The following is a 23,957-nucleotide window of genomic DNA, read 5'->3' on the forward strand; positions in this document are numbered from 1 at the left end:
CGCTCGGTGAATCTTGCAGGCTGGTCGCCGCAATCGATCAAGGGGCAACTTCAGCCCGCTTACCGCCCTCTGGCCGCCTTGAACGCCTGCACGTACTGGGCGGCGCGAGCTGCGATCAGGCTCGGATCGCCCTTCTTGGCCGCTTCGTTCGTCAGGTCGGAGCCGATCCCGACGGCAACCGCGCCGGCTGCGATCCACTCGCCGACATTGTCCAGCGTTACGCCGCCTGTCGGCATAATGTTCGCTTGCGGCAGCGGGCCTTTGATCGCCTTGATCGCCGACGGGGTCGTGCTCGGGAACAGCTTGACAATATCGACGCCCAGCTCCAGCGCCTCCTGGATTTCCTTGATCGTCATGACGCCCGGCATCACGGGAATCCGGTACCGGTTGCACAGCGCGACGGTCGCCGGGTTAAGCGACGGGCCGACGACGAATTCGGAGCCGCTCAGAATGGCGGCGCGCGCCGTCTCCGGATCGAGCACCGTGCCGACGCCGATAATCGCGAACTTGTCCGGATCGCTCGCCGTGCTGGAATATTTCGCGGCCAGCTTCTCGATCGCCTTAAGCGCCGACGGCACCGTCATCGTGATCTCGATCGCCTTAATGCCGCCGGCGATCGCCTGTTCCGCCATTTCGGCGACTTCGTTCGCGTCTTTGCCGCGCAATACGGCGACGACGCCCTGTTCGACTATGCTTTGGATCGTTTGAAGCTTCTTCATCCGATTTTCCGCCTTTCCTGTCCCTTGGGTATGATTAGTTAGCGTTCCACATGAGCTTTATTGTTCAATACGGCGTCCGCTTCCTCGCGGGTCGGCAAGCCTTCCCAATCGCCGACCATCTGCACGACGAGCGAGCCGACCAGATTGCCCAGCCGCACCGCCTCGACCGGATCGAATCCGCGCAATATTCCGGACAGGAACCCGGCGCAGAAGCCATCCCCGGCCCCGATCGGATCGACGAAATGCTTTGCCTTGAAATAAGGAACGGCAACGACCTCGTCCGGCTTGATCACGTAAGTCTCGTCGTCTCCGCCTTTGAGAATCGACTGGGCTTTCAACCGTCTCAACCGGCCGACGATCTCGTCGAAATCGTCCGTCTCGTACAGCAGCTTCAACTCGTCGAGTCCGGGAAGGAAGTAATCCGCCTCCTCGGCAAACTCCAGCAGCGTCTTCCTGGCTTCATCGAGCCCCCACAGCTTAAGCCGCAAATTCGGGTCGAACACCACCTTCACCCCGTTGGCCTTGGCGATGCGGATCGCTTCGCGGACCGTCTCCAGGCAGTTCGGGCTAAGGGCGGGCGTAATGCCCGTCAAATGCAGAAACTTGGCCTGCGAGATGTACTCCGCGTCCAGATCCTCCAGCCTCATCCGGCTCGCCGCAGAAAACTTCCGGTAATAATAGACCGACATCTTGCCGGCAAGCTGCTCGCGCAAGATCAGTCCGGTCGGCGCGTCGGCTGCCAGCTTGGCCCGGGAGACGTCGACGCCTTCCCCGCGGATCGTCTTCACGATAAGACGCCCCATCGGATCGTCGCCGAGCAGGCCGAACCAGCCGACCCGGTGCCCGAGCCGGGCCAATCCCATCGCGACGGTGCTCTCCGCGCCTCCGAACGACTTGTCCAGGCTGGCGCTGTGCTCGATGCCTTTCGGCCCGCCAATGAGCAGTCCCATCGTCTCTCCGAACGTCACCACCTCGGGACGGTATGCCGCTTCTTCCGCTTCCTTGTGTACGCTCATTGCTCCTGCCTCCCCGAAAGTTCTATACTTGGTCATCACTTCGGCGTATCTGGGTTCAACCGGCCTAGCTCATCTGCTTGTTGCGCCCCATTCTCCACCAGACTTCCTTCATATGGAGCACGTACAGCCGCTTGATTTCATCCTCGTCTCCGGTCTTCAGCGCCTCGATCAGCGGCGTGTGGCCGACGGCGATCGACATCAGGTCCGGAAAATAAAGCTTGTTCGTAATGGCCAGAAACCGTTTCAGCTTCACCGCGATCTGCCGCCAAATCTGGAGAATCGTCCGATTGCCCGACTTCTCGAAGAAGTAGCCGTGGAAGGCCATATCCAGATCGATGAACCCGAACAAGTCGTCCTCCCGCGCCGCCCGGACCATACCTTCGTAGATGTCGGACAGCTTCCGGAAATCTTCCTCGTCCAGCCGCGGAATCGACTTGCGCACAGCATCCCATTCGATCAGCTCCCGCAAATCGTACAGCTCCTCGATCTCCTCCTGCTTGATCTCGGCGACGATCGAGCCTTTGTTGGCTTTGCCGACGAGCAGCCCTTCCTGCTTCAACCGCTCCATCGCTTCCCTGACCGGAGCCTGGCTGATGCCCAGAGCGTTGGCGATCTCCAGCACGAGCAGCCGATAGCCCGGCGAGAGCTCCCCCCTGACGATCGCTTCCCGCAAACCCAAATACACTTGCTCGCTCAGCGAAGTTCCCCGTTCGTCCAATCGAAACGAAATGGCGCATCCCTCATTTATGTTATCGATAAGATTATCGATAATTTTATCGATAGGACGAGTATAGCAGATCGATCATTTTGGCGTCAATTCGACCATCACTTGTAGCGCTTCGCTTTCGGTTACGCCTAATCCGCCTCAAAACGCGCGTTCGCGATATTTGAGCGGCGTCATACCGGTCAATCTCTTAAACGTCCGAAAAAAGTAGTTGACGTTCTCGAAACCGCACAGATAGGCGATTTCCTTCGCGCTTCCGTCCGACCTGAGCAAATATTGCTTGGCCAGCCGGATTCTGGCGCGATTGACGTAGGTGATCGGCGATTCGCCGACGACCGCGGTGAAATGGCTGCCGAACAGGCTGCGGCTCATTCCTGCCCGTCTGGCAAGCTCCGGCAGCGTGAAGCGCTCCGCAGGATTGCCATCGATTGCCGCCTGAACAGCGCGAATCGCCGCATGATGCGGCGAGGGAGACGGGGCGTGCCGGGACAACGTCTCCTGACGCAACTGCAGCAGCAATTGCAGTACCCCCGTCTTCAAGAACAGCTGATCCTCCCGCCCGCTGCGGGCGAACTCCCGATACAAGTCGTCGCACTGCCGTTCCCACACGTCGCTGTCCATCGTATCGACGATGCCGGGAAACGCCTCGACAGCCGCTGCCGCAGCGCCGGCCGTCTCCGTCCCCTCGACGCCGTACAGTTGCCCCATCTCATCCGCCTCATACAGATTCTGCTTGTTCGGATCGCGGATCAGATCGAACAAAATAAAATAAGAATGATAGGGCGCAAAGCCCTGCACCCGCATGCCCGGCCTGCGGAAAAATAGCCTGCCCCGGAACGTCTCCGAGTGAATGCCCATCGTGTCGATCCGACCTTGGCCCCAGACGATCAGCTCAAGCTCGTACCACCTCGTCGTGCGCGGCGGGAAGGCGATGCCCTCCGGCGGGCAGTTATCCCGGTTCAGCCACCCTGCATAGATCACGTAAGGATGAATGTGCTGTGCCTCGCATTGCGGTTCTGCCGCCATAAACGATTCCCCCTTCTATTCCGGAAAATAGTGCACGATCTTCGTCCATCCGTTCATTGTCCCACGTGCCTTCGTCCCCTACAGTAAAAGTAACTTCATATGATATATGGAAAGGATGCTGCTTCTATGATCCGCAACGCTGTCATTCTGTACCCAATCGACGCCTCCGTTCAAGAGCGGCTCGCCGCCCGCGAGCTCAGAAGATACATCTACCTGCGCACCTCGCGGCTGCTGCCGTTGGTGCAGGCGGACGAGCCGCCTGCGGAAGCGAACGGATACGCCGTCGCCCACGATGGCGAGCCGCAGCAATACCGCATCGTCACCCGCTCCTCGCCAGATGGCGGCCGCTGGATTCACGTCCATGGCGGCCGCGACGGCGGCATGCTGTACGCGGCCTACCGGGTCGCGGAGCACCTTGGCGTCCGCTTCTCTCTGCATGGGGACATCGTTCCAGACCGGCCGATTCCGTTCGAGCTGCCGGAGTTGCATGAATCCGGAACGCCGTGCTTCGAGCTGCGGGGTATTCTTCCCTTCCACGACTTCCCCGAAGGGCCGGACTGGTGGTCCGAAGACGACTACAAAGCGGTCATCGCGCAACTGCCCAAACTGCGAATGAACTTTTTCGGTCTGCACAACTACCCCGAGAAACAGCCCGACCCTCTATCCTACAACGCAGAGCCCGGCGTCTGGATCGGCCTGCCCGAAGACGCAGGCGACGGTGACTCCCGCGTCACGACGAGTTACCCTGCCCGCCATTTTACGACAGACAGCGAAGTGTGGGGATTCGCTCCGCGGTCTGCGGGAAGCTACTTCGACGGCGCGGCCGAGCTGTTCGACCGAGATTCGTACGGCGCGCCCTATATGTGCGGCATGACACCCTGGCCGCCCGAAGAACAGGCCGAGAACGAGCTGTTCGACCGCTTTGGCAAGCTGCTTGCCAGCGCTTTCGGATGGGCGCGCACACTTGGCGTCCGCACGTGCCTCGGCACGGAGACGCCGCTCGCCGTTCCGGACAAGCTGCGGCGGCGCTTGCTGAAGCGTGGACTCGACCCGGACGATGCGGGAACGATCCGCAGGCTGTACGAAGGCATGTTCACCCGTATCAAGCATACGCACTCGCTCGATTATTACTGGCTATGGACGCCGGAGAGCTGGACCTGGAACGGCAACACTATGGAAGAGTCGGAGGCGACACTCCGCGACATCGCGGCCGCCGCCGAGGCCGCGCAAGCCGTGCGAGCCGGCTTCGAGCTGGCGACCTGCGGCTGGGTGCTCGGGCCGCAGCAGGACAGAGCGCTGTACGACCGGCTGCTTCCCGGGTCGATGCCGTTCAGTTGCATCAACCGACAATTCGGGTTCGAATTTATCGACGACGGCTTCCGAGCGATCAGCAACCGGCCGAAATGGGCAATCCCCTGGCTGGAGGACGATCCAGCGCTGATCATGCCCCAGCTCTGGGCGGGCCGAACGCTTCGCGACGCGGCAGATGCCAACCGCTTAGGCTGCAGCGGTCTCATGGGCATCCACTGGCGTACGAGGACGATAGACCCGGCCGTGGCCGCGCTCGCCCAGGCCGGGTGGACCCCTCCGAATACGAACGACGAAGCGCCAAACGGCGATCCCCGCCGCGAAGGCGCCGTCGGCGGCTCGCCTGTCCTGCTGCCGGATGCGGGCGGCGGAGAGCTCGGCCGGACCGGGCGCATCGGTACTGAAGGCTACCGTCTGCGCATTCCCGGCGGCTTCTATCGCGTCCGCCTGCTCCTGAAGGCATGGTCGTACGATGCGCGAGGGCAGTGCGCGGTCAAGCTGTCCGTCTACGGCCAGTCGGAAGGCCAGGCCGTCTCGCAAATCGTCGAGTTGCCCGAAGCCGCTGCCTCAGACCGTTCGTTCCACTTGACGATCCCGATCCAGGTCGTCGACGGTTTGCTTGGGCTGACGCTGCGGCCGATCGGCGGCGAAAGCTGCCTATGCGCAATCGAAGTCGTCGGACGGCCGTACGAAGCCGATCCGGCGCTCGGAGATGTCTACGTCCGCACGATCAACTGCGGCGGAGCAGCCGGGGAAGGCTGGGAGGCGGACCTGGAGAAAATCGACGTGCGCAAGCGCCATCTGCCGGTCAGCGGCTTCTATCGCGATTGGGCCGTCGCCAGATTCGGCCCGGAAGCGGCTGACGACATCGCCGAGCTGTTCGCCGCCGCGGACGGCGCGCTGCCCCGCCCGGTCGTATGGGTGACCGGACCGGGCAGCACGATCGCTGCCAATCGTTCACCTTGGGCACTTGTCGCGCTTGATTATACGTTCCTCGAGCGGCTCGAAGCGCTACGGGAGCGTGTCGTCGGAGCCGGAAATCTTGAACGCTTCGATTATTGGCTGCACCAGTTCCGCTATCTTCGAGGCGCCGCTCGCATCGGCTGCGAGCTTGGCGCTTACGAAACGGCGATGGAGCGCGTGGAAGCTGCGGCCAACACGCACTTCCGAGCACAGTTGGCATCCGAGCTGCTTCTGCCGATTCGCCTTAGGCTCGTCCAACTCGTCGCCGAGGTGAATCGCCATCTGCTGGCGACCGTCTCCACCCCCGGCGAGTTAGGCACGGTCGCCAACACGCAACAACAGGCGCTGTACCGGATCATGATTCGCGACGGAGAGCGGCTGGAGAAACTGCTCGGCCGGTCGTTGCCGCCGGACGCCCGGCCTTCTTCCGCCTACTCGGGCGAGCCGCGGATGATCGTGCCGACCGTCCGAACCCTGCTGGATCGGGGTGAGACGCTGAAGCTGACCGTCCTGTTTCTCGGAGTGCGTCCCGACGGGGCAGCCGTTCACTGGCGGTCGATGGGCGAAGGCGGCTACCGCCGAATTCCGCTTGAGCATGTCAACCGAGGCGTATATCGGGCCGAGATTCCTGGCGGAGACGGGGATTTGGAATATTTCGTGCTCGATCAGGGCAGCGGACTCTGTTTCCCCGCGACGGCCGGGTCGTTGAACCAAACCGTCATACGAATACCAGACTAATCCACTTTCTCGTCTAACGTGGCACTGCAGCCGGAAGCCTTCGCGAATCGATTCGCGAAGGCTTCCGGCTGCCATGCTCTTTTCTGCTATCCGAAAAAAAGATAAGCTTGCTCCGTGTACTCTTCCCCCAGCCTTCCGCCCATAGCGGCGGATAGCAGTTCCCTGCGGTTATACGGTACGCGCTTGAACCGGATGAGACCATCCGTTATCGTCATGTACTGCGCCGCTTTGTCCGGTTCGTCCGGCACGAAACGCTCTCCCCTGTACCGGTTCGCCCGATAGGAGCAACTCCCCGGATTTAACCACAACTCGCGATCGCCCAGCCAATGAACCGCCTGATAGTGGGTGTGCCCGAACAAAAGTCGACGTGGACGATCCTGTTCCGCCCCCATTCGGTCACCCGTCTGCTCCGTCCAGAATTGCTCGAACTGATGACGGCTCTCGATCGTGGCGTAACCGTTGTAGCTGTGCTGCATGCTGTATCGAATCCCATCCATTTCAAATACGTGCTTTTCGGGCAACTGCTCCAGGAAGGCGATCTCTTCCTCGCTTAATTGCGCTGCATTCCATTCCAGCCACGATCGCTTTCCTTCGCCGGCGCCATCGAAGAACGGCTGCCGCGTCTTCTTCCAAGCGGCGATTGCCGCTTGATCGTGATTCCCTTTGACGCATACGGCCCGATGCGCGTCCATCCAGGCGATCGTCTCCTTGGGGAACGGCCCGCAATCGACCAAATCTCCCGCGCAGTACACGATATCGCTATCCTTTTCTTGTTCCCATATCGCTTCGAGAGCGCAAATGTTCGCATGAATGTCCGAGATAATCAATGCTTTCATCGATCGTCGCTCCTTATTTCTCCTTCAGCCTACCCCTTCACCCCGCCAAGCGTCATGCCTTTGACAAAATATTTCTGCAAGAACGGATAGACGAGAATGATAGGCAGGCTGGCGACAATCGTCATCGTCGCCCTGATGGATGTAGGCGTCACCTGATTCGCCGCGACTCCGCGCTGATTTCCTCCAAGCACATCTCCGATGGTCGCCTGCGTTGACGATCCGTTAGCGGTCTGCAAAATTTTCATCAGTTCATACTGCAGCGTGCTCAGCTTCGGATTGGAAGAGTTGTAGAGAAACACGTCGAACCACGAATTCCACTGCCATACCGCGACGAACAATGCAACAGTCGCTAGCACTGGTGTGCAGAGCGGCAGCACAATTTTCATGAAAATTTTGAAGTCGCCTGCACCGTCGATTTTAGCCGATTCGTTAATACCGTCGGGAATGCCTTCAATGAAGGAACGGATGATAATGATATTGAAGGCGCCGACAATGCCGGGAATAATATATACCCAGAAGCTGTTGATCAGATGCAGCTCCTTATGCAGCAAATACGTCGGAATCAGCCCGCCGTTAAAATACATCGTCAGAATAAACGCCAGAGCCACCCACTTGCGCAACAAATATTCCGGCCGGCTGACCGTGTAGGCGACCATCGCTGAGCAAAATACGGCAACCGCCGTGCCGATGACCGTGCGCAGCACCGAAATCATCAGCGAATGGAAGATCGAAGCTTCGCGCAGCACGTATTCGTAGTTATACAGAGTAAACACTCTCGGTTTGAGGAAAATGCCGCCCCGAGAGGCATCCATGGCGTCGTTGAGCGACACCGCCAGCATATTTGCGAACGGGTACAGCGTTACGACCATAAGACCGATCATAAATACCACGTTGCCGATATCGAACAGGATATCGCCTGCCGTCCGGGTTCTGGATGTCAGCTTCATATGCGATACACCGCCTAGAATAGTCTTTCCTGGCCAAAACGCTTGGCCATATAATTAGCGCCGAACAGCAGCGCGATGCTGATAACCGTTTTAAATACGCCTGCTGCGGTCGCGAAGGAGAAATTGCCCATCGCAATGCCGTACTTTAAGACGAAAATATCGAGATTGTCGGAATAATCAGCCGTTAGCCCGTTGCCGAGCAGATATTGCGGTTCGAAGCCGGATTCCAAAATGTTGCCGATATTCATAATGAGCAGCAGGACGATGATCGGCTTAAGTCCCGGCAAGGTTACGTACAAAATACGCTGCATCCGGTTGGCCCCGTCGATTTCCGCTGCCTCGTACTGGGCCGGGTCAATCGCGGTAATGGCGGCCAAATAAATAATTGTATTCCAGCCGACGTTTTTCCAAACTTCCGACACGCCCAAAATGCCCCAGAAATATTTCCCCTCGGCCAGCCATAAAATCGGCTCGTTAATCAGCCCTAGCTTCATCAGAATCAGATTGACAATGCCGGAACTGTCGATCGACAACGCTGTTACGATAATGCTGGAGGCGACAACCCAGGATATAAAATGGGGCAAGTAGCTGATCGTCTGCACAACCCGCTTGAAAAGCACACTGCGCAGTTCATTCAGCAAAATCGCCAACGTAATCGCCGTGGCAAAGCCCAGCACCAAATTAATCAAACTCATCGCCAGCGTATTGCGCATAACCAGATAGAACGCTTCCTCCTGGAACAGCAGCCTAAAATTGTCCAACCCCGTCCATTTCTGCTCCCACAATCCCGTTCCGGGCCGATAATGCTGGAAAGCGATCGTCCAGCCCCAGATTGGAAGATAGCGAAATATGAACAGCCAAATGACAAAGGGGATGGACATCAGCATCAGCGTCTTTTGATCCATCAGTCTGCCTATATACGATTTGCGGGACATTCCCTCTTCCTCCTGCCCAAATGGTCGGGGAGACCATGCGGTCCTCAGTCCCGCTGGCCTCCCCTCTCCTCTTTCTTCTACTGTTAGCCTCTGATGGAGCGGTCGGCGTTTACCGCTTCTTCCCTGCCAGACGATCCTGGATGACGCCGTTCGCCCAATCCTCATACGTCTTCACGTCAAGTTTGCGGAACTGCGCGGCATACTCCTCCCACATTGCTTCGAACTTATCCGGCTCGGCCAGAATCAGCCTGGGGAACCACTTGCGCTGCAAATCCATTTTCTTCTGCTCGAACATTTGCTCCGGCGACCCTTGCTGCTTCGCCGCGGTCCAAACCGGATACCACTTGCGCTCCTCCACATCCGCCGGCTCATGGTACACGTCGGTGAATACCTGCAAGCCATAGGCTTCCAGTATTTTTTTGTCCCCCTCCGAATAGCTGGCCGCGATCACTTCCGGCTGACGGTCCGGGAAATAGGCGTTGCCGTCCTCGTACAATCCGGCGCCCATCGGCCAATAGTAGCTGAAGTACTTGAAACCGTAAGATTGTTGAAATTCCGGATCCCTCTGTTCAATTTGCTCCTTCGTCCTGTAGAATCGGCCCTTATCATCCACCTCATACGTCTTGCCCTGTTCGCCCCAGAAGAGCAGCTTCTGGTTCTCTTCCTTGACCATATTGTCGAAAAATTGTATGATGCGCGCCGGATCCTTCGCGCTCGTCGTGATGCCGATGCCGCGATTGGTCGCGAATACCGGAGGGTCCATGTATTGCTCCCGCACCCCTTTATCCAGTACAAGCGGGAAGCCCATGTACATGCGATCATCGTCACCGGTCTGCAGCAAATTTTGCACCGCAGGCGTAATCTGCCAGCCGTAATCGAAAAATCCGAGCACGCGTCCGCCGGACAGCTTGGCGATATACTGATCGTATTTGGCGACCAGCGACTCCTTGTCGAACAGGCCGTCGTCATTCGCTTTGTTCAGCGTCTGCAGCCAACGCTTAGTGAACTCGGTGTCTCCGGTCACGTGCGCCTGCTTCGTCGCCATGTCGACGTACACCTCGCCTTCGTTCGGCAGACCGGCGAGGTTCGCGGCCGGGTTGGTAAGGGTGAAAAACCGCCAGTCGTCGGTCAGCGCCTCGAATCCGATCGTGCTTCCGCCGTTGATTTGCGGATATTTCTCTTTATAGCGTTTGATCAGGTCGAAATATTCGTCCAGCGTCTCCAGTTTCGGATACCCGAACTCCTTCAGTACCCCGCGCTGAATGTAGAACGCGCCCGGCTGGTACATGTCGGGAACGAACCCTTTACTGGCAGCGAATGGAATGATGTAGATGTTGCCGTCTTCCGCCGGCAGTTGGTCCCAATACGTCTCGTACAGCTTCTTCAGGTTCGGGCCGTACTGCTCCAACAGTTCATTGAGCGGAATGAACGCTTTGGCGTCCAGCATTTTGTCAATGCCGGCGTCCGGTACGACGACGTCAGGCAAATCTCCACCGGCGAGCATGACGCCCAGTTTCGTGTTCAAATCGCCGACCAAATGCTCGATACGGAAGTTGACGCCGGTCTGCTCTTCCAGTATTTTGCCAAGCGTCGTTTCATTCGTATTGCCGTCCTTGCCGGCCGAAGCCGCGTTGAAGTACGTGAATGTAGCCGGCTGAAGTTCCGGTGGAGCGGAGTTTTCCGCCGAAAGCGAGGCGGAGGCGGGCGCAGCGCTGCCGGAGGACGGAGCGCCATTGTCCTTGGCGCATCCGGCCAACAGGACGGCCGTGGCCAGAGCTAGCGCGAAATAACGAGTATGAGAGCCTTTCATGTTTGTTGTTCCCCCTTGAGAATGGAATGAATTTTGTTGTAAGCGCCTACAAATTTATCATAACGAATGGTTCGCCAAGGGAGAGAGCAACAAACTTTAGCGATAATTACACAAATTAAAGTCCGTGAGGAAGCCTAATCCGCACGCCTGTTCCGCATCCGGGGACGCTTGCGATGTCGAGTTGCGCCCCGTCTCCGTAGTAAAGCGCTAGCCTGGAACGGACGTTGCGGATGCCGACATGCTTTTCGTCCGCTATTTCCTCCCCGGGCCGTTCCGACAATATTCGCCGCAGCATAGACTCGTCCATGCCGCCTCCGTTGTCGCGCAGCAAGAACAACAATCCGTCCCGATCCAGCGTCAAGTTCAACTCGATGACGCCTTGCCCTTCTATTTTTTCCACTCCGTGCAAGCTGGCGTTTTCCACGAACGGCAAAAACACCATTTTCGGAATTCGGCTCTTTTCGGCTTCCCTGTCCGCCTTAATCCGGTACTGTAGCCGGTCTCCGAAACGGTACTTCTGAATTTCCAGAAATGAGCGGATCAGATCGAGTTCCTGACCGACGGTAATCCAATCGTTGCCCCATGCCAGCGATTTGCGGAACAGCTTAGCCATGTTGCGAACGATTTTGGCCGTCTCCTCCTCGCCTTTGATCAGACTGCGCATTCGCAATGTCTCGAGCACATTAAACAGAAAATGCGGATTGATCTGACTTTGCAGCGCATGGATTTGCGCCCGTCTTCGCTGCAGTTCCAAATCTTTGCGCTCGATTTCCGCTACGAGCACCTCGTCGATCAATTCCCGGATTTGCCGCGTCATTCGATTCAGTTCGGCGGACAGTTGGCCTATCTCGTCCTTCGAGTCCTCAGTCTCCTCTACCGGCATCGGCTCGAAGTTGCCGCGCTTTACCTTCTTGATCTGCCTGACGATCCGCAGCAGCCGATCGTGCAGCGACTTCGCGCCCCAGACGAGCACGAGCGTCGGCAACAGCAAGTTGACACAGGTCAAGTAAAGCGCAAGCTTGCGCGACTCCCCGGTTCCGGCCAGCGCCTGATCCTTCGGGACAACGCCGGCCAGCGTCCATCCATATAGTTCATTCGCACGCGCGTACTCTTTGGAGAGAACTCGAGATCCGGCCGGCAGCGGCAGGTCGTCGAAGCGAACCGGCTCGACGCCGCCGATTCCTTGATCGGTCGCCAGTTCGATCGTGCCGTCGGGACCTAGCAAATACAGTTCGCCCGGAAATCCCATATTGCCGAGCGTCTGCGCGACCGCATCGCGATGGAGATCAACTTTTAGCACTTTCTCGTACTCGTCCATGAAACCAAAGGCGTTTAATCTTCGCACGATGCTGAACGCCGGGCTGCCACGCTGCCCGTCATGAACGAATATCGGCATGCCGCTGGCCGCTTCCGTCACTTTCCCGTACCAGTCGGCGTGTCTGACAGTCTCGTCAATAAAGGCGACGCCGCCCGATCCAAGCACCGTCGGATTGTCGGTGTAAATCGTAAGGCTTTGAATAAAACCGTACACCGGAGCGTATTTCGCAAGACTGGAGCGCAGCGTTTCGTCATACACGTCCAAATAGGCGATCGGAGTGTCATACGCTCTCTCCAACACTTCGTTAATGACGCCGTCGGCATAAAAAACCGAAGAGATGCCGACGGCCGTATCGATGCGAGCCTGCAACTCGCTTTGAATCCGTTCGAGCGCCTGCGCCGCGTCCTTCTCCCTCTGGCTGCTGACGTTGTGCGCGGTCACCGAGTAGAAGAACAGGTTGGTGAGCACGATCGGAAAAAAGACCGACAAAAAATACATCAGCAGCAGTTTGTGGCGAAGTCTCACATTATTGAGGATCTCTTTCATCCTCTTCGCTCCTTCCCGGCGGCGCTTGGCGTTGACGGCTGCGGTACTGCGACGGCGTCATGCGCTCCAGCTTCTCGAACTGCGCGACGAAATAGTTCGGCGTGTTGAAGCCGACCTGTTCGGCGATCTCGTAGACAAGCAGATTCGTAGAGTGAAGCAGCTTCTTCGCCTCCGCAATGCGAACGCAGAGCAAAAATTCGTTGAATAGCAGCCCGAACGTGCGGCGGAACAATTGGCCCAGATATACCGGATTCATATAAAATAACGCGGCAATGCTCTTCAGGCTGATCTCTTCGCGAAAATGCGCTTCGATATAAGCTTTGACGTCGTAGATGACACCGGTGGGCGGTTCGGGGGAAGACTCTTCATCCTCCCGTTCCGGGAGGATGCCGCTCCGTTGAGTCTCGATTCCGCGCAGGGCGAAGACGAGCTCGTCCTCGTCGATCGGCTTCAGCAGATAGTCTCTGACGCCGCTGCGCACGGCCTGCTGCGCGTATTTGAAGTCTTCGTAGCCGCTGGCGATAATGAAGGACACGGGGAACGCGCATTCCTTCGCCGCCTTGGCCACCAGTTCGAGCCCGTCCAGCACCGGCATGCGAATGTCCGTAATGACCACATCGGGCCGGTGCGCCTGCATCCAGGCCAGCGCCTCCATCCCGTTGCCGGCTTCCCCGCCAATCTCGAATCCGAGCGCGCGCCAGTCGATCAGATTTCTCATCCCCTGGCGAATGTACACGTCGTCGTCCACCAGCAGCACCTTGCGCATCTTAACCCCTCACGGCGCGGACAGCCGCCATTCCGGATGGCGGGAGAGCCGCTCCAGCAGGCCGAGATACGTTCGCTTGTTGCTGTCCAGGTGCGCGTACGCGTCCCCGCCGATGCCGTAGCCCTGAAATCCGATCCACTCTTCGTACCCGAGGCGCCGCAGAAGCTGCAATAGATGGAAAATATCCAGCTCGCCCTGCTCGATGCGCTCGATCGACGCCGGCAGGCCGGCGCCGTCCGGCAGTTTGCGGCTTCCGCACAGGTTGACCGCATGCAGATAAGGCAGGCAGGCGGTCAGCGCTTCCTCCGGAGCGCGTCCGTCGACGGCGTACCAATGAAAGGAGCTGAAGGCGATGCCAAGCAGCGGATGTTGAAGCTGCCGCACGAGCCGCAGCGCGTCCTGCCAGCGCTCCATCCAGTAGTAAACGTGGTGGTACAGGGAGATTCGGACGCCGCCCGACTCGGCCGCGGCGAGCAGCCGCCGGAGCCAGGCCAGCGCCATGGCGTCCCCGGCGGGATCGGAAGGAGGCTGTCCCGCTTCGCCGGTCGTCAGGGCCAGCTCGACCCTGTCGCAGCCTTGCAGTCTTCCGAACAGCTCCAGAATGCGGGCCGCCTCCGGATGCTCGGGCGGAAGCGCAACGTCCAGCACGACGTAGACGGCGGCCACGTCCAGCCCGTAATCGCCTCGGACCGCGGACAGCCGCTCGACGTCCCGCCACGCCCGCTCGTCCCACAGCGTCAAGTAAGCGCCGTCGTAGCCGAGCTCGCGCAGCATCTCGCAGCGCGTCTCCAGCGGATAGCTGCCGAGAGAATGATAGAAAAAAGTGTCCATCGCGTAGATTCTGTTCATCGCGGCTCCTCCAGTTCGACGGACTGGGCTTCTCCCGTGCGCGCGCAATCGTAGATCGCGGCCAGGATGCCGAAGTTGAATACCGCCTGCTCGCCGACGATCGCGCGGGAAGGCAGCCCGGCCACCGCCCGGCGGAAATAAACGATCGGCTTGTCCATCATGTCCGGCGTCGCGTCGGCCAGCCGGCTCGTCTCCCGGACCGGCTCTCCGCCCTCGTCCCCGAAGCGGATCAGCTCCCCGTCCTCGCCGAAGACGAGCCAGTCCCACGAGACCCCGCCCTCCGTCCCTTCGATTTCCGTCACCGTCCGCTCCTCGCCGTGGCAGCAGGCGGCCCGCTCGTAGCGGACCGGAAGCCGGCTGCCGTCCGCCAGGTGGAATTGCAGCAGCGCTCCGACATGCTGCTCCACGTCGAACGGGGCGGCGAGCGCGACGGGATGGTCGGCGCGCGGATTGGCCGTCCAGGCGTGCAGCACGTCCACCCGCACGGGCTGCAGCGTCTCGGCCATCGCCGCGATGTCGTACGGCCCCCAATCCATCAGCGTGCCTCCCCCGCTGATCTCGCGGCGCAGAAACCAGCGGCTCTCCGGCTGGTATTCGACCCCGGAGCGCGCCCGGCGGCGGCGCTGAATCCAGCTCATCTGATAGATCCGGCCCAGCTCGCCCCGCGCCAGCAGCTCCTTCACCCGGCCGGTCGTCGGCAGGCCGGCGAAGCGCGAGCTGCAGCAGCCGAGCAGCCGGTTCGCCTTGCGGGCCGCGCTGAGCATCCGCGCGGCTTCCTCGCGGCTGACCGCCAGCGGCTTCTCGCACAGCGCGTGCCGCCCCGAAGCCAGCGCCCGGCAGGCGATCTCCGCATGGGCGACGGGCGGCGTCGCCACGATCACGATGTCGTCGTCCCTTGCCGGCTCCGCGAGCATCGTCTCCAGATCGCCGTGCGGGACGGCCTCCGGAAATTGCCGGACGAAGTCGGCGACCGCGGCGGGATTGCTGTCCGTCACATGCAGCTCCGCGGCCGCTTGCCCTTCCTCCGCTTCCTTGCAGATCGCCTTGGCGTGAAGGCGGGCAATCGCCCCCGCGCCGACCATATAAATACGTTGAACCATAGTGGGGTTCACTCCCGTTCGCGTTAGCCTTGTTGTGAGAAAACGCGTTCCCTTAAGGGAACGACGCATAGCCTTCCTTGGTCTTCCGGATGCTTCTGCGGTATTCGCCCGGCGTCCGTCCGACGCTCGATTTGAACACCTTGCTGAAATAGACCGCGTCGCCGAAGCCGCACGCGGCGGCGATCCGATCCAACGTATAGTCCTCGTTCTCCAGCAGCTGCATCGCCCGGCGCAGCCGCAGCGTCCGCAGCATCTGCTGCGACGATACGCCGTACACGCGCTTGAACAGACGATTGAAATAGTTCGGATGCAGATGCAGCATTCGCGCCAGATCGTCCCTCGTTATTCTTTGTTCCAGATGCTCCTCCATATAGGCGATCACCGGATAGAAGCGATCTCCCGTCGTCATCGTCGAAGCCGCGCGGCCTGCGCCCTCCGTCTCCAGCCAGCTGTCCAGAATGTCGCCGAGCAGCCGCAGCGAGAGCGACATCGCGCGGTAATCCCGCACCGGCGTCTGCGGGCGATGCCAGACGTCCAGCAGCTCTTCGAACGAATGCGCGTAAGCTTCCGCGTACTGCAGCGTCACGACGCGGCCGACCGGGAAACGGCGAAAAAAATCGAGCTGCGGCTCCCCTTTGACGTCGAGCAGCATCCACAGATGGACGCCCCGGCCGACCGCGATTTCCGTAAAAGGAACGTTCGGCGGGTGGATCATGACGTCCCCGGTCTCCGCATGGCTCGTCATCCCGGACGAACGCATCTCCACGCTGCCCTCCAGCACGAACGATACCGTCCAGTGCGGCTTGATCATCTCCAGGCGGAAGGAGTCGTAAGCGGCTTTCTCTACGTGGTACAGCGCAAAGTCCAACGTTTCCTTAACGCTCAGCGGCTCTCGCACGATCTTCACCCCGACGGCGAATCACTTGACCGCGGCCGCCAGCTCGCCGCGAACGAACGCGCCGTTGTCCAGCGTCACCCGATCCGGCTCCGACTCCGCGGCCGCCGATTCTTCCTCCACCATAATCCAGCCCTTGTAGCCGCTCTCGCGCAGGTAAGCGGCGATCCGGACGTGATCGATCGAGCCTTGCCCGAGCGCCGTCCACGCTCCGCCGTCCCGTTCCCAATCCTTGAAATGAACGTGCCGGATGAGCGGCCGGTAACGCTGCATCACCCGCTCCGGGTCCATGCCGCCGCGGGCGATATGGCCCGTATCCGGCGCATAGCCGCAATAACGCGGATCGAGTCCGTCGAGCAGCACGCGATAGTCCTCCTCCGTGCGGAAGACGGAGCCGGACGGGGAATTCGGATGGAAGGCGCAGCCGACGCCGGCTTCGTGCGCCCGGCGGGCGACGGCGTTCGCATGGGCGAGGGCCCGACGCTGCCGCTCGGCCAGCTCGGAGCGGTCGGAGCCGGGAAGCTGAACAAGCGTCAGCAGACTGCCGGGGAACGTCCGCATATAGCCGATGACGCGATCCGCCTCTTCGCGCTCCTCGTCCGTCTCCTCCGCCTGCCGCCAAGGCAGCGCCAGGCAGAGCGCGCCCAGCTTCAGTCCCCGGCGGTCCAGCGCCTCCAACAGCGCCTCCGGCTCGGTGCGGTAGCGGCCGAGCATGCACACCTCCGGCTCGACGCCCTCGCCGCCCGCCCGGGCGATCACGTCGAGAATATCGTCCAGCCGGTCGCGATACTTCTCGTAGGACATCTGCCACGTATACGTCTGATAGCCGAATCGGATGCTCATCTCCGCTTCGCCTCCCCGATCGCGCGGCGTATGAACGGAACCGCCCGCCGTCCCCATTCCTCGGCCTGCGCGTTAAAGCAGTAATCGACGCACCACCATTCCAGCGGCGCGACGACGGGCTCCATCGCCGCCAGAAAAGCGGGAAAATCGATGCGTCCCGCGCCGAACTCGGCATGCGTGCTCGTCTCGTCGTCGTGCAGCGTGCCGTCGGAATCGATCAGATGGAAATGTCCGATCGTATCGCGCAGCAGGTCGGCGTATTCGATAATGCCGCCGGGCAGCGTCTCCCTCTCCCCCGTCTGTCTGGCGCCGGCCACTCCGCTCATATAGGCGTGGCTGGTGTCGAACAGCACGCGGAATGCCGGATGGCCAACCGCTTCGACGAGCCGCTTAACCTCGCCCGGCTTGTTCAGCCAGAAGCCGGGCTCGAACTCCCAGACGATTCGCACGCCCCTGGCGGCCGCCAGCTCGGCGGAAGCCCGCCACGTGTCCGCCAACCGGGCAAAGCGCGCCTCGTATTCGGCGGCCGCCAGTTCGGCGGGCGGACTGACGGTGTCGACCCGGATCGTCCCGATCTCCAGGTCGACGCAGAAGTCCAAATAAGCTTGCAGCTGTGCCAAATAATCTCTCTGCGGACAGCGGTCCGGCGGAACCTTGGCGAAATCCGGCGCATAGCCGGAAATGCCGAGCCCGTGGGCGCGGATGCGCTCGCGCAGCTCGCGCCGGCTGGCCACGCTTGGATGGCTGTCCGGCGTCGGATGCGGCGCGAAGCCGTTGATTTCCACGCCGTCATAGCCGGCCTGCGCCGCATACTCCAGCACGCGCTCGAACGGCCAGGGATCGGCCGCGAACGGACCGAACGCGAACGCCCAGGAACCGATCGATAATTTCGGATTCATCGTCGTCACTCCTCGTAGGGAAAAGTAGGTTTGCTTGAAAAGATAGATTTGCCCGTAAAATAAGCCGGCTTTATCGCCGCGCCCGTCTGGCGACCAGGACGTCGTACGGCGGCAGGGCGACTTCCCCGAGCAGCGGCGAACCGTCCGGCAGCGTCTCGCCCGGCGACAGAAATACGAGCTTCTGCGGCTCAGCCGTATAGTTCAGGAAAATATAAAACTCGTCCGTCCCGCTCCGCCGCCGGACCGTCTCGACCTCGCGCGGAATCCGCGCCCAGTCCGCCAGCGGATCGGCCAGGCCGAGCGCGCTCAGCAGCTCCGGCACGTTGGCGTCGGTGAAGAACGCGCCGCAGTAGACGACCCGTCCCCGTCCGACGCGCGTTGCGACGATCGCCGGCTCCCCGCGGTAGTAGTCGGCGTCATAGCGCGCCAGCACTTCGGCTTCCGGCGAGAACGGGCGCAAGATTTCGTTGAAATGCGGGGCGGCTGCGCTAACCCCCGAAGACGCGTAGGTCATCGTCGACGATGTATCCCGCACCATCGTGAATTCGGCCGCCTCCGTCCCGGTCAGCTCGCGCAGCACGCCCGGAAACGGCAGGCTGTAGCAGCGGTTCGTCCGATCCTTGTAGCCGGCCCGCGGCCCGAAGACGATGATGCCGCCCTCCTCCGCGTAGCGGCGCAGCAGCGCGACGTCCTCTTCGGCCAGCAACTGGGCGTTCGGATAAAACAGCGCCTTGTACGGGCGAAGCCGCTCCGGATCGCGCATAGGGCGCAGCGACAGCTGGTCGGCGTTCAGATGAAGCTCGGTCAGTCCGCGGAACAGGCTTTCCTCGCTCTCCCACTCGAACGGTCCGATATAGCCTTCGATTTTGGCGTTGCTGTCGTTGTCGTAGTCGTACAGCAAAGCCGTCTCCGGGACGATCTCGCTGCCGACAAGCAGATCGCCGAGCTTGGCGATGTCGTCCGCGAACCGTCCGGCCTCCTCCACTCTGCGGTTCGGCCGGTTGCCGTAATCGTTCAACCCGTGCCACAGCGTCTCCGCGCCCGCCGTAACCGTTCTCCAGCGGAAGAACAGCAGGCCGTCGGCCCCGTGCGCCGCCGATTGCCACGCCCACAGCCGCAGTTGCCCCGGCTTGGGCGTCGCCTGAAGATAATCTCCGAAGCCGTACCGGTTCAGCGTGTTGCCCGACTGTCCTCCCGGTCCGGCCTGCTGCTCCAGAATCATGAATTTGCCCGACATGCCCCGGACCCGGCCAAGATGCTTGGACGTCATCCGGTCCCGGTAATGCGCCGGCAGATCGCCGCGCATCAACTGGAAGGCCGGATAGGAGTCGAACGACATGAAATCGAGCGCCCGCTCCGTCAGCTCGGGATTGTCAATGTTGCCGAACAGGCCGTTATGGGTCGCAAACCGATGCGGAGCGTGCCGCTTGAGCGCGTCGTATTGCAGCTTCGCGAAAGCGATCGCCGAATCCGAAGTAAAACGGTAAAAATCCAGCAAATGTCCCGGATTGTGATACGTCGGCGTCGGGCGCGGCAGGTCAACCTGCGCCCAATCCGAATACGTCTGCGCCCAGAACACCGTCCCCCAGGCCTCGTTCAACCGCTCCAGGGAGCCGTATTTGCGGCGGCACCATTCCCGGAACGCCGCGCGGTCGCTGTCCGCGAAGCTGACGTCCATATGGCAGTTCAGCTCGTTGTCGATCTGCCAGCCGATGACCGCGGGCTCGTCGCGATAATGCAGCGCCATCCGTTCGACGATCGCCGCGCATCGTTCCAAATAAGCGGCCGCCGTATAGTTGCAGTGGCGGCGCGAGCCGTGATGCATAACCTGCCCGTGGAAGTCCCGGCGCAGCGCCTCCGGATATTTCGCCGTCAGCCACGCCGGCGGCGCGTAGGTCGGCGTGCCGAGGATGACGTCCAGTCCGTGCCGCTTGCACAGTGCGATCGCTTCGTCGAACAGCTCGAAGGAGTAGCGGCCCTCCTCCGGCTCGAATATCGGCCACGCCGACTCGCCCATCCGCACCGTATTGAAGCCCAGCTCGCGCATGCGGCGAAAATCGTCGTCCCACAGCTCCCGGCGCCAATGCTCCGGGTAATAGCAGACGCCGAGCAAATAACGGTTCGTCCGCAGACGTTTGTCCGCTGCCATCCTGATTCCCCCTATTCGCTCAGCCACGTTTTCAATTTGATGCGCGGATCGGCCAGCTGCTCCGCGGGCGGCGCGGCCCGTTTCTCCGCGAGCAGCTCGGCTTGGCGGAACGGCTTGGCGATCGCCTCGCTCGGTCCCATGCCGCTGACGGCGGACAGCCGTCCGTCCGCTCCCAGATGGAAATACAAGCGACCGGCCTCGCCCAGGTCGCGCAGCACGACCGTGTCGGAAGGCTCCGCCAATCCGGCGACAAGCAGCGTCTGGTCGTATTGATCCGACCAAAACCAGGGCAGGACGGCGTACGGCTCGTCCGAGCCGAGCATCGCGGCGGCGGCGTGCGCGCCTTGATCCTTGGCGTTGCGCCACGCCTCCAGCCGAATGCGGCGGCCTCCGTACAGCGGGTGCGGGAACGAGCAGCAGTCGCCCGCCGCATAGATGTCGGGATCGCTGGTGGCCAATCTCGCATCCGCCTTCACCCCGTTGTCCAGCTCCAGTCCGCACGACGCCGCCAGCGCCGTCTCCGGCACGGCGCCGATGCCGGCCAGCGCGACGTCCGCCGCGAGCTCCGTTCCGTCGGCCAGCCGGATCGCGAGCGCGTCCCCTGCCCGGTCGATCGCGGCGACGGCGGCGCCAAGCCGGACCTCTACGCCGGCTTGGCGGTGCAGCCGCTCCACCCGCTCCGCGATCGCCTGGGGCACGCCGCGCGTCAGCAGACGAGGCGCGGCCTCCAGCAGGGTGACGGCGCAGCCCCGCGCGGCGGCGCTCGCCGCCGTCTCCAGGCCGATGAAGCCGCCGCCGATAATGACCGCGCGTGCCCTGGGCCGCAGCCGGCCGCGCAGCCGCTCGGCGTCCTCGAACCGGCGCAGGTAGAGCAGCTCTCCCGCTCCCGTGCCTTCCGCCGACAGCTGCCGGGGGCGGGCACCGGTCGCCAGCAGCAGCCGCTCGTACGGCAGCTTGCGGCCTCCGGCCAGCTCGACGAGATGATTCTCCCGGTCGATGCGAACGGCCGCTTCCCCGCCGATTCGCTCGATCCCGCTGTCGCGCAGCGTTCGATCGTCGGCGATGACGGACGGCGGAAGCTCCTCCTCCGCGACCAGATGCCGCTTGGACAGCGGCGGACGCTCGTACGGCGGACGGCTCTCGTCCCCGACCAGCGTTATCGCCCCCGTCCAGCCCAGCGACCGCAGCGTCAGCGCGGCGCGCGCGCCCGCTTCGCCGGCTCCGACAATGACCATTCCTTGTGCGTTCATGGCAAACTCCTTAAGCTTCTTCAAGCTTCCTTAAGATGGAATTCGAATATAGACCTTGTCCGCGTCCAGCTTGACCGGATACGTCGTCAAGTCGACGCAGACGGGAGCGCGCTTCGCCGCTCCCGTCGGAATGTCGAAGCGGCCGTTATGCTTCGGGCACTCGATGACGCTGCCCATCACCAGGCCGTTCGACAGGTGGAACTTCTCGTGCGTGCAGTAGCCGTCCGTCGCGTAATAGTCGCCTTTGTCCGTCCGATAGACGGCGAACGTCCGGTCGCCGTAATCGAAGCGGACGACGTCTTCCTCCTCGATGTCTTCCGCGTCGCACACCTCGACCCAGATCGGATCGCTCATAACGGTTCACTCCTTGCCTGAGGCGTCGCCTCGCGATCATATTGATAGGGCCGGGCCGTCGACGGCAGCGGCTTGACCACGACGTACGCGGGATCATGCTTCTGCCGCCGCAGCGCCCGGATCACTTCCTTCAGCGCAGCCAGAAAGCTCGGACAGGCCGCCGGGCAGTCGGCCTTCATCTCCTCGTGCAGCTTCGGCAGCGCGTGATACGGAACCATCGGGAACATATGGTGCTCGATATGATAGTTCATGTTCCAATAGAGAAACCGCAGCACGGGATTCATGTAGATCGTGCGGGAGTTGAGCCGGTGATCGAGCACGTCTTCATGCAGCCCGAGGTGCTGCGTCATGCCGAACGCCAGCACGATCGCGAAGCCGTAGAAGGTCGGCAGGCCGACCAGCATCGCGGGCAGCAGGCTGCCGGTATACAGGCAGGCCGCGAGAACGAGCAGCCAGACCAGCAGGCACAGACGCGCCTCTCGGTACACCTTGGGAAACTCGCCGGACGGAATGTATTCCGCCTCCGTCCGCTCCATCCGTCCCAGCGCATGCAGGAAAAACCGCTTGATCTCGATCGGGCCGCCGTACAGATCAAACAGCTGCATCCATAATATTTTCCACAGGGGCGGCCGCTCCGTAATAATCTCGGGATCGCGTCCGACGATAATCGTGTCGGTATGATGCCTGGCGTGGCTCCACCTCCACGGCGTCGCGGAACGCAGCACCATGAACGAGGCGATCTGATAGAGCGCTTCGTTCATCCACGGCGTCTTGAACGCCGTGCCGTGGCCGCATTCGTGCCACCGGGAATCCGCCGGCGTCGCGTACAGAATCCCGTAAGCCAGAAACGCCGGAACCGCCCACCACGTGCCCCAGGACAGACAGGCCGCAGCCCCGAATATCGCCAGCAGGCCGAACCAGATCAGCGTGTCGCGGATCGCCGGCCCGTTCCTGCGTTTCATGAGCGCCTTCATCGTCGCCCGCGGAACCGGACTGACGTACCATTCCGCCGCCACGAGCCCTTTTTCCCTCGCGCGCTCGCTCTCGGGACCGGTCAGACTGTAATCCCGCCTTTGAACAACCAATGCCATATCACTACCGCCTCCACCTTGCAGGCTGCCCGCGTGCCGTCAACGGCCCGAAGCGCGATGGCCGAGCAGAAAATCGAGCGTCCTGCGATTAAAATCGTCCAGCCGGTCCCAATGATGGGTGTGCCCGCTTCCGGCGAACACCTCGAGCTCGGCCTGCGGCATTTCCGCCGCGATCGCCTCCGTCAGCGGCAGCGGCGTAAACGCGTCGCGGTCGCCGACCGTAAGCAGCGTCGGCGCCGCGACGGCCGCCAATCTCCCCGTCGTACGATGCGTCAGGCACGCGTCGCACTGCGCGCGGAACGCGTGCGCCGGCATCGGCTCGACCTCGGTCAGCGCCGCGCGGCGAGCCGCCTCCAGCTTGTCGCCGTGCGCCTCATGATAAGCCGGCGTATAAATAAACGCCTGGAGCAGCCGCTGGAACTCGTCCGGGCGCAGCCGCTCGTATCCCGCCGCCAGCGTCTCGAACACGCTGGTCGTATACGGCCCGCACGCCTGCCACGAGCAGTTCAGCGTCAGGCTTCGCACCCGCTCCGGCGCGGCCAGCGCGACCTCCTGGGCGATGGCGCTGCCCATGGAGATGCCGGAGAGATGGGCCGTTTCCAGGCCCAGCTCCCGCATCAGGCCCAGCGCATCCTCGGCCATCGCCTTCGTCGTATAGGGGCCGGCGGGCTTGTCCGATTGTCCAGCCCCGCGATTGTCGATCAAGATGCAGCGAAAATGCCGCTCGTAGATACGAGCATGCTCCTCCCAGACGCTGCCCGGCGCGCCGAGCCCCATCAGCAGAACAAGCGGCTCGCCCGCTCCTCTTTCCGTATAATGCAGCCTGATTCCGTTCGTTCGCACGAATGGCATCCGTCCGTTCCCTCCCCGCTCCG

21 protein-coding genes are annotated in these 23,957 nt (G+C 61.6%); 1 reads left to right on the forward strand and 20 read right to left on the reverse strand.

The window, feature by feature from the left end:
• Positions 1-59: 59 nt before the first annotated feature.
• The 4 genes from B0G52_RS26450 to B0G52_RS26465 form a co-directional block, all read right to left on the reverse strand.
• Entirely contained in the window at positions 60-719 is a 660-nt protein-coding gene (locus B0G52_RS26450) for a bifunctional 2-keto-4-hydroxyglutarate aldolase/2-keto-3-deoxy-6-phosphogluconate aldolase (protein WP_094048900.1), read from the reverse strand.
• Positions 720-757: 38 nt separating this feature from the next.
• Positions 758-1,735, reverse strand: coding sequence for a sugar kinase (locus tag B0G52_RS26455; protein ID WP_094048902.1), 978 nt, complete (start codon positions 1,733-1,735; stop codon positions 758-760).
• Between the two features lie 64 nt (positions 1,736-1,799).
• Positions 1,800-2,453, reverse strand: a complete 654-nt coding sequence (locus B0G52_RS26460; protein WP_233163078.1) for a GntR family transcriptional regulator — start codon at positions 2,451-2,453, stop codon at positions 1,800-1,802.
• 147 nt (positions 2,454-2,600) lie between these two features.
• A complete protein-coding gene (locus B0G52_RS26465) occupies positions 2,601-3,485 on the reverse strand; it encodes an AraC family transcriptional regulator (RefSeq protein ID WP_094048906.1) in 885 nt (294 codons plus the stop codon).
• Between the two features lie 126 nt (positions 3,486-3,611).
• Between B0G52_RS26465 and B0G52_RS26470 the strand changes: the two genes are divergently transcribed.
• Positions 3,612-6,494, forward strand: coding sequence for a hypothetical protein (locus B0G52_RS26470; protein ID WP_094048908.1), 2,883 nt, complete (start codon positions 3,612-3,614; stop codon positions 6,492-6,494).
• Between the two features lie 86 nt (positions 6,495-6,580).
• On the opposite strand, the gene B0G52_RS26475 is transcribed toward B0G52_RS26470, so the two are convergent.
• The 16 genes from B0G52_RS26475 to B0G52_RS26550 all read right to left on the reverse strand — a co-directional run bounded on the left by B0G52_RS26475 (position 6,581) and on the right by B0G52_RS26550 (position 23,934).
• Positions 6,581-7,330, reverse strand: a complete 750-nt coding sequence (locus B0G52_RS26475; RefSeq protein WP_094048910.1) for a metallophosphoesterase family protein — start codon at positions 7,328-7,330, stop codon at positions 6,581-6,583.
• A gap of 29 nt (positions 7,331-7,359) precedes the next feature.
• A complete protein-coding gene (locus tag B0G52_RS26480) occupies positions 7,360-8,277 on the reverse strand; it encodes a carbohydrate ABC transporter permease (protein ID WP_094048912.1) in 918 nt (305 codons plus the stop codon).
• 14 nt (positions 8,278-8,291) lie between these two features.
• Positions 8,292-9,212 (reverse strand): ABC transporter permease, encoded by a 921-nt coding sequence (locus tag B0G52_RS26485; RefSeq protein WP_233163080.1) that lies wholly within the window; start codon positions 9,210-9,212, stop codon positions 8,292-8,294.
• Between the two features lie 109 nt (positions 9,213-9,321).
• Complete coding sequence (locus B0G52_RS26490; RefSeq protein WP_094048914.1) at positions 9,322-11,022, reverse strand: ABC transporter substrate-binding protein; 1,701 nt, start codon at positions 11,020-11,022, stop codon at positions 9,322-9,324.
• A gap of 115 nt (positions 11,023-11,137) precedes the next feature.
• A complete protein-coding gene (locus B0G52_RS26495) occupies positions 11,138-12,886 on the reverse strand; it encodes a sensor histidine kinase (RefSeq protein WP_094048916.1) in 1,749 nt (582 codons plus the stop codon).
• Positions 12,867-13,652 (reverse strand): response regulator transcription factor, encoded by a 786-nt coding sequence (locus B0G52_RS26500; protein ID WP_094048918.1) that lies wholly within the window; start codon positions 13,650-13,652, stop codon positions 12,867-12,869. The genes B0G52_RS26495 and B0G52_RS26500 overlap by 20 nt, the downstream gene beginning before the upstream one ends.
• Positions 13,653-13,661: 9 nt before the next feature.
• On the reverse strand, positions 13,662-14,501 hold the full coding sequence (locus B0G52_RS26505; protein ID WP_094048920.1) for a sugar phosphate isomerase/epimerase family protein: 840 nt from the start codon (positions 14,499-14,501) through the stop codon (positions 13,662-13,664).
• Positions 14,498-15,601 (reverse strand): Gfo/Idh/MocA family protein, encoded by a 1,104-nt coding sequence (locus B0G52_RS26510; RefSeq protein ID WP_158223880.1) that lies wholly within the window; start codon positions 15,599-15,601, stop codon positions 14,498-14,500. The genes B0G52_RS26505 and B0G52_RS26510 overlap by 4 nt, the downstream gene beginning before the upstream one ends.
• Positions 15,602-15,653: 52 nt before the next feature.
• Positions 15,654-16,508 (reverse strand): AraC family transcriptional regulator, encoded by an 855-nt coding sequence (locus B0G52_RS26515; RefSeq protein ID WP_094048924.1) that lies wholly within the window; start codon positions 16,506-16,508, stop codon positions 15,654-15,656.
• A gap of 12 nt (positions 16,509-16,520) precedes the next feature.
• Positions 16,521-17,339, reverse strand: a complete 819-nt coding sequence (locus B0G52_RS26520) for a sugar phosphate isomerase/epimerase family protein (protein WP_158223882.1) — start codon at positions 17,337-17,339, stop codon at positions 16,521-16,523.
• Positions 17,336-18,238 carry a sugar phosphate isomerase/epimerase family protein gene (locus tag B0G52_RS26525; protein WP_094048929.1) on the reverse strand — a complete coding sequence of 301 codons (903 nt, stop codon included), beginning with the start codon at positions 18,236-18,238 and terminating at the stop codon, positions 17,336-17,338. Before B0G52_RS26525 ends, B0G52_RS26520 begins: the two co-directional genes overlap by 4 nt.
• A 70-nt stretch (positions 18,239-18,308) precedes the next feature.
• Positions 18,309-20,387 carry a beta-galactosidase gene (locus tag B0G52_RS26530; RefSeq protein WP_094048931.1) on the reverse strand — a complete coding sequence of 693 codons (2,079 nt, stop codon included), beginning with the start codon at positions 20,385-20,387 and terminating at the stop codon, positions 18,309-18,311.
• A gap of 11 nt (positions 20,388-20,398) precedes the next feature.
• Complete coding sequence (locus B0G52_RS26535; protein WP_198960733.1) at positions 20,399-21,637, reverse strand: NAD(P)/FAD-dependent oxidoreductase; 1,239 nt, start codon at positions 21,635-21,637, stop codon at positions 20,399-20,401.
• 30 nt (positions 21,638-21,667) lie between these two features.
• Positions 21,668-21,991: a MocE family 2Fe-2S type ferredoxin gene (locus tag B0G52_RS26540; protein ID WP_094048933.1), complete on the reverse strand. Its 324-nt coding sequence runs from the start codon at positions 21,989-21,991 to the stop codon at positions 21,668-21,670.
• Positions 21,988-23,082, reverse strand: a complete 1,095-nt coding sequence (locus B0G52_RS26545; RefSeq protein ID WP_094048935.1) for a fatty acid desaturase family protein — start codon at positions 23,080-23,082, stop codon at positions 21,988-21,990. Before B0G52_RS26545 ends, B0G52_RS26540 begins: the two co-directional genes overlap by 4 nt.
• Before the next feature lie 39 nt (positions 23,083-23,121).
• Positions 23,122-23,934, reverse strand: coding sequence for an alpha/beta fold hydrolase (locus tag B0G52_RS26550; protein ID WP_094048937.1), 813 nt, complete (start codon positions 23,932-23,934; stop codon positions 23,122-23,124).
• Positions 23,935-23,957: the final 23 nt, after the last annotated feature.

Source organism: Cohnella sp. SGD-V74, from assembly GCF_003001675.1.
Classification (GTDB): domain Bacteria; phylum Bacillota; class Bacilli; order Paenibacillales; family Paenibacillaceae; genus Cohnella.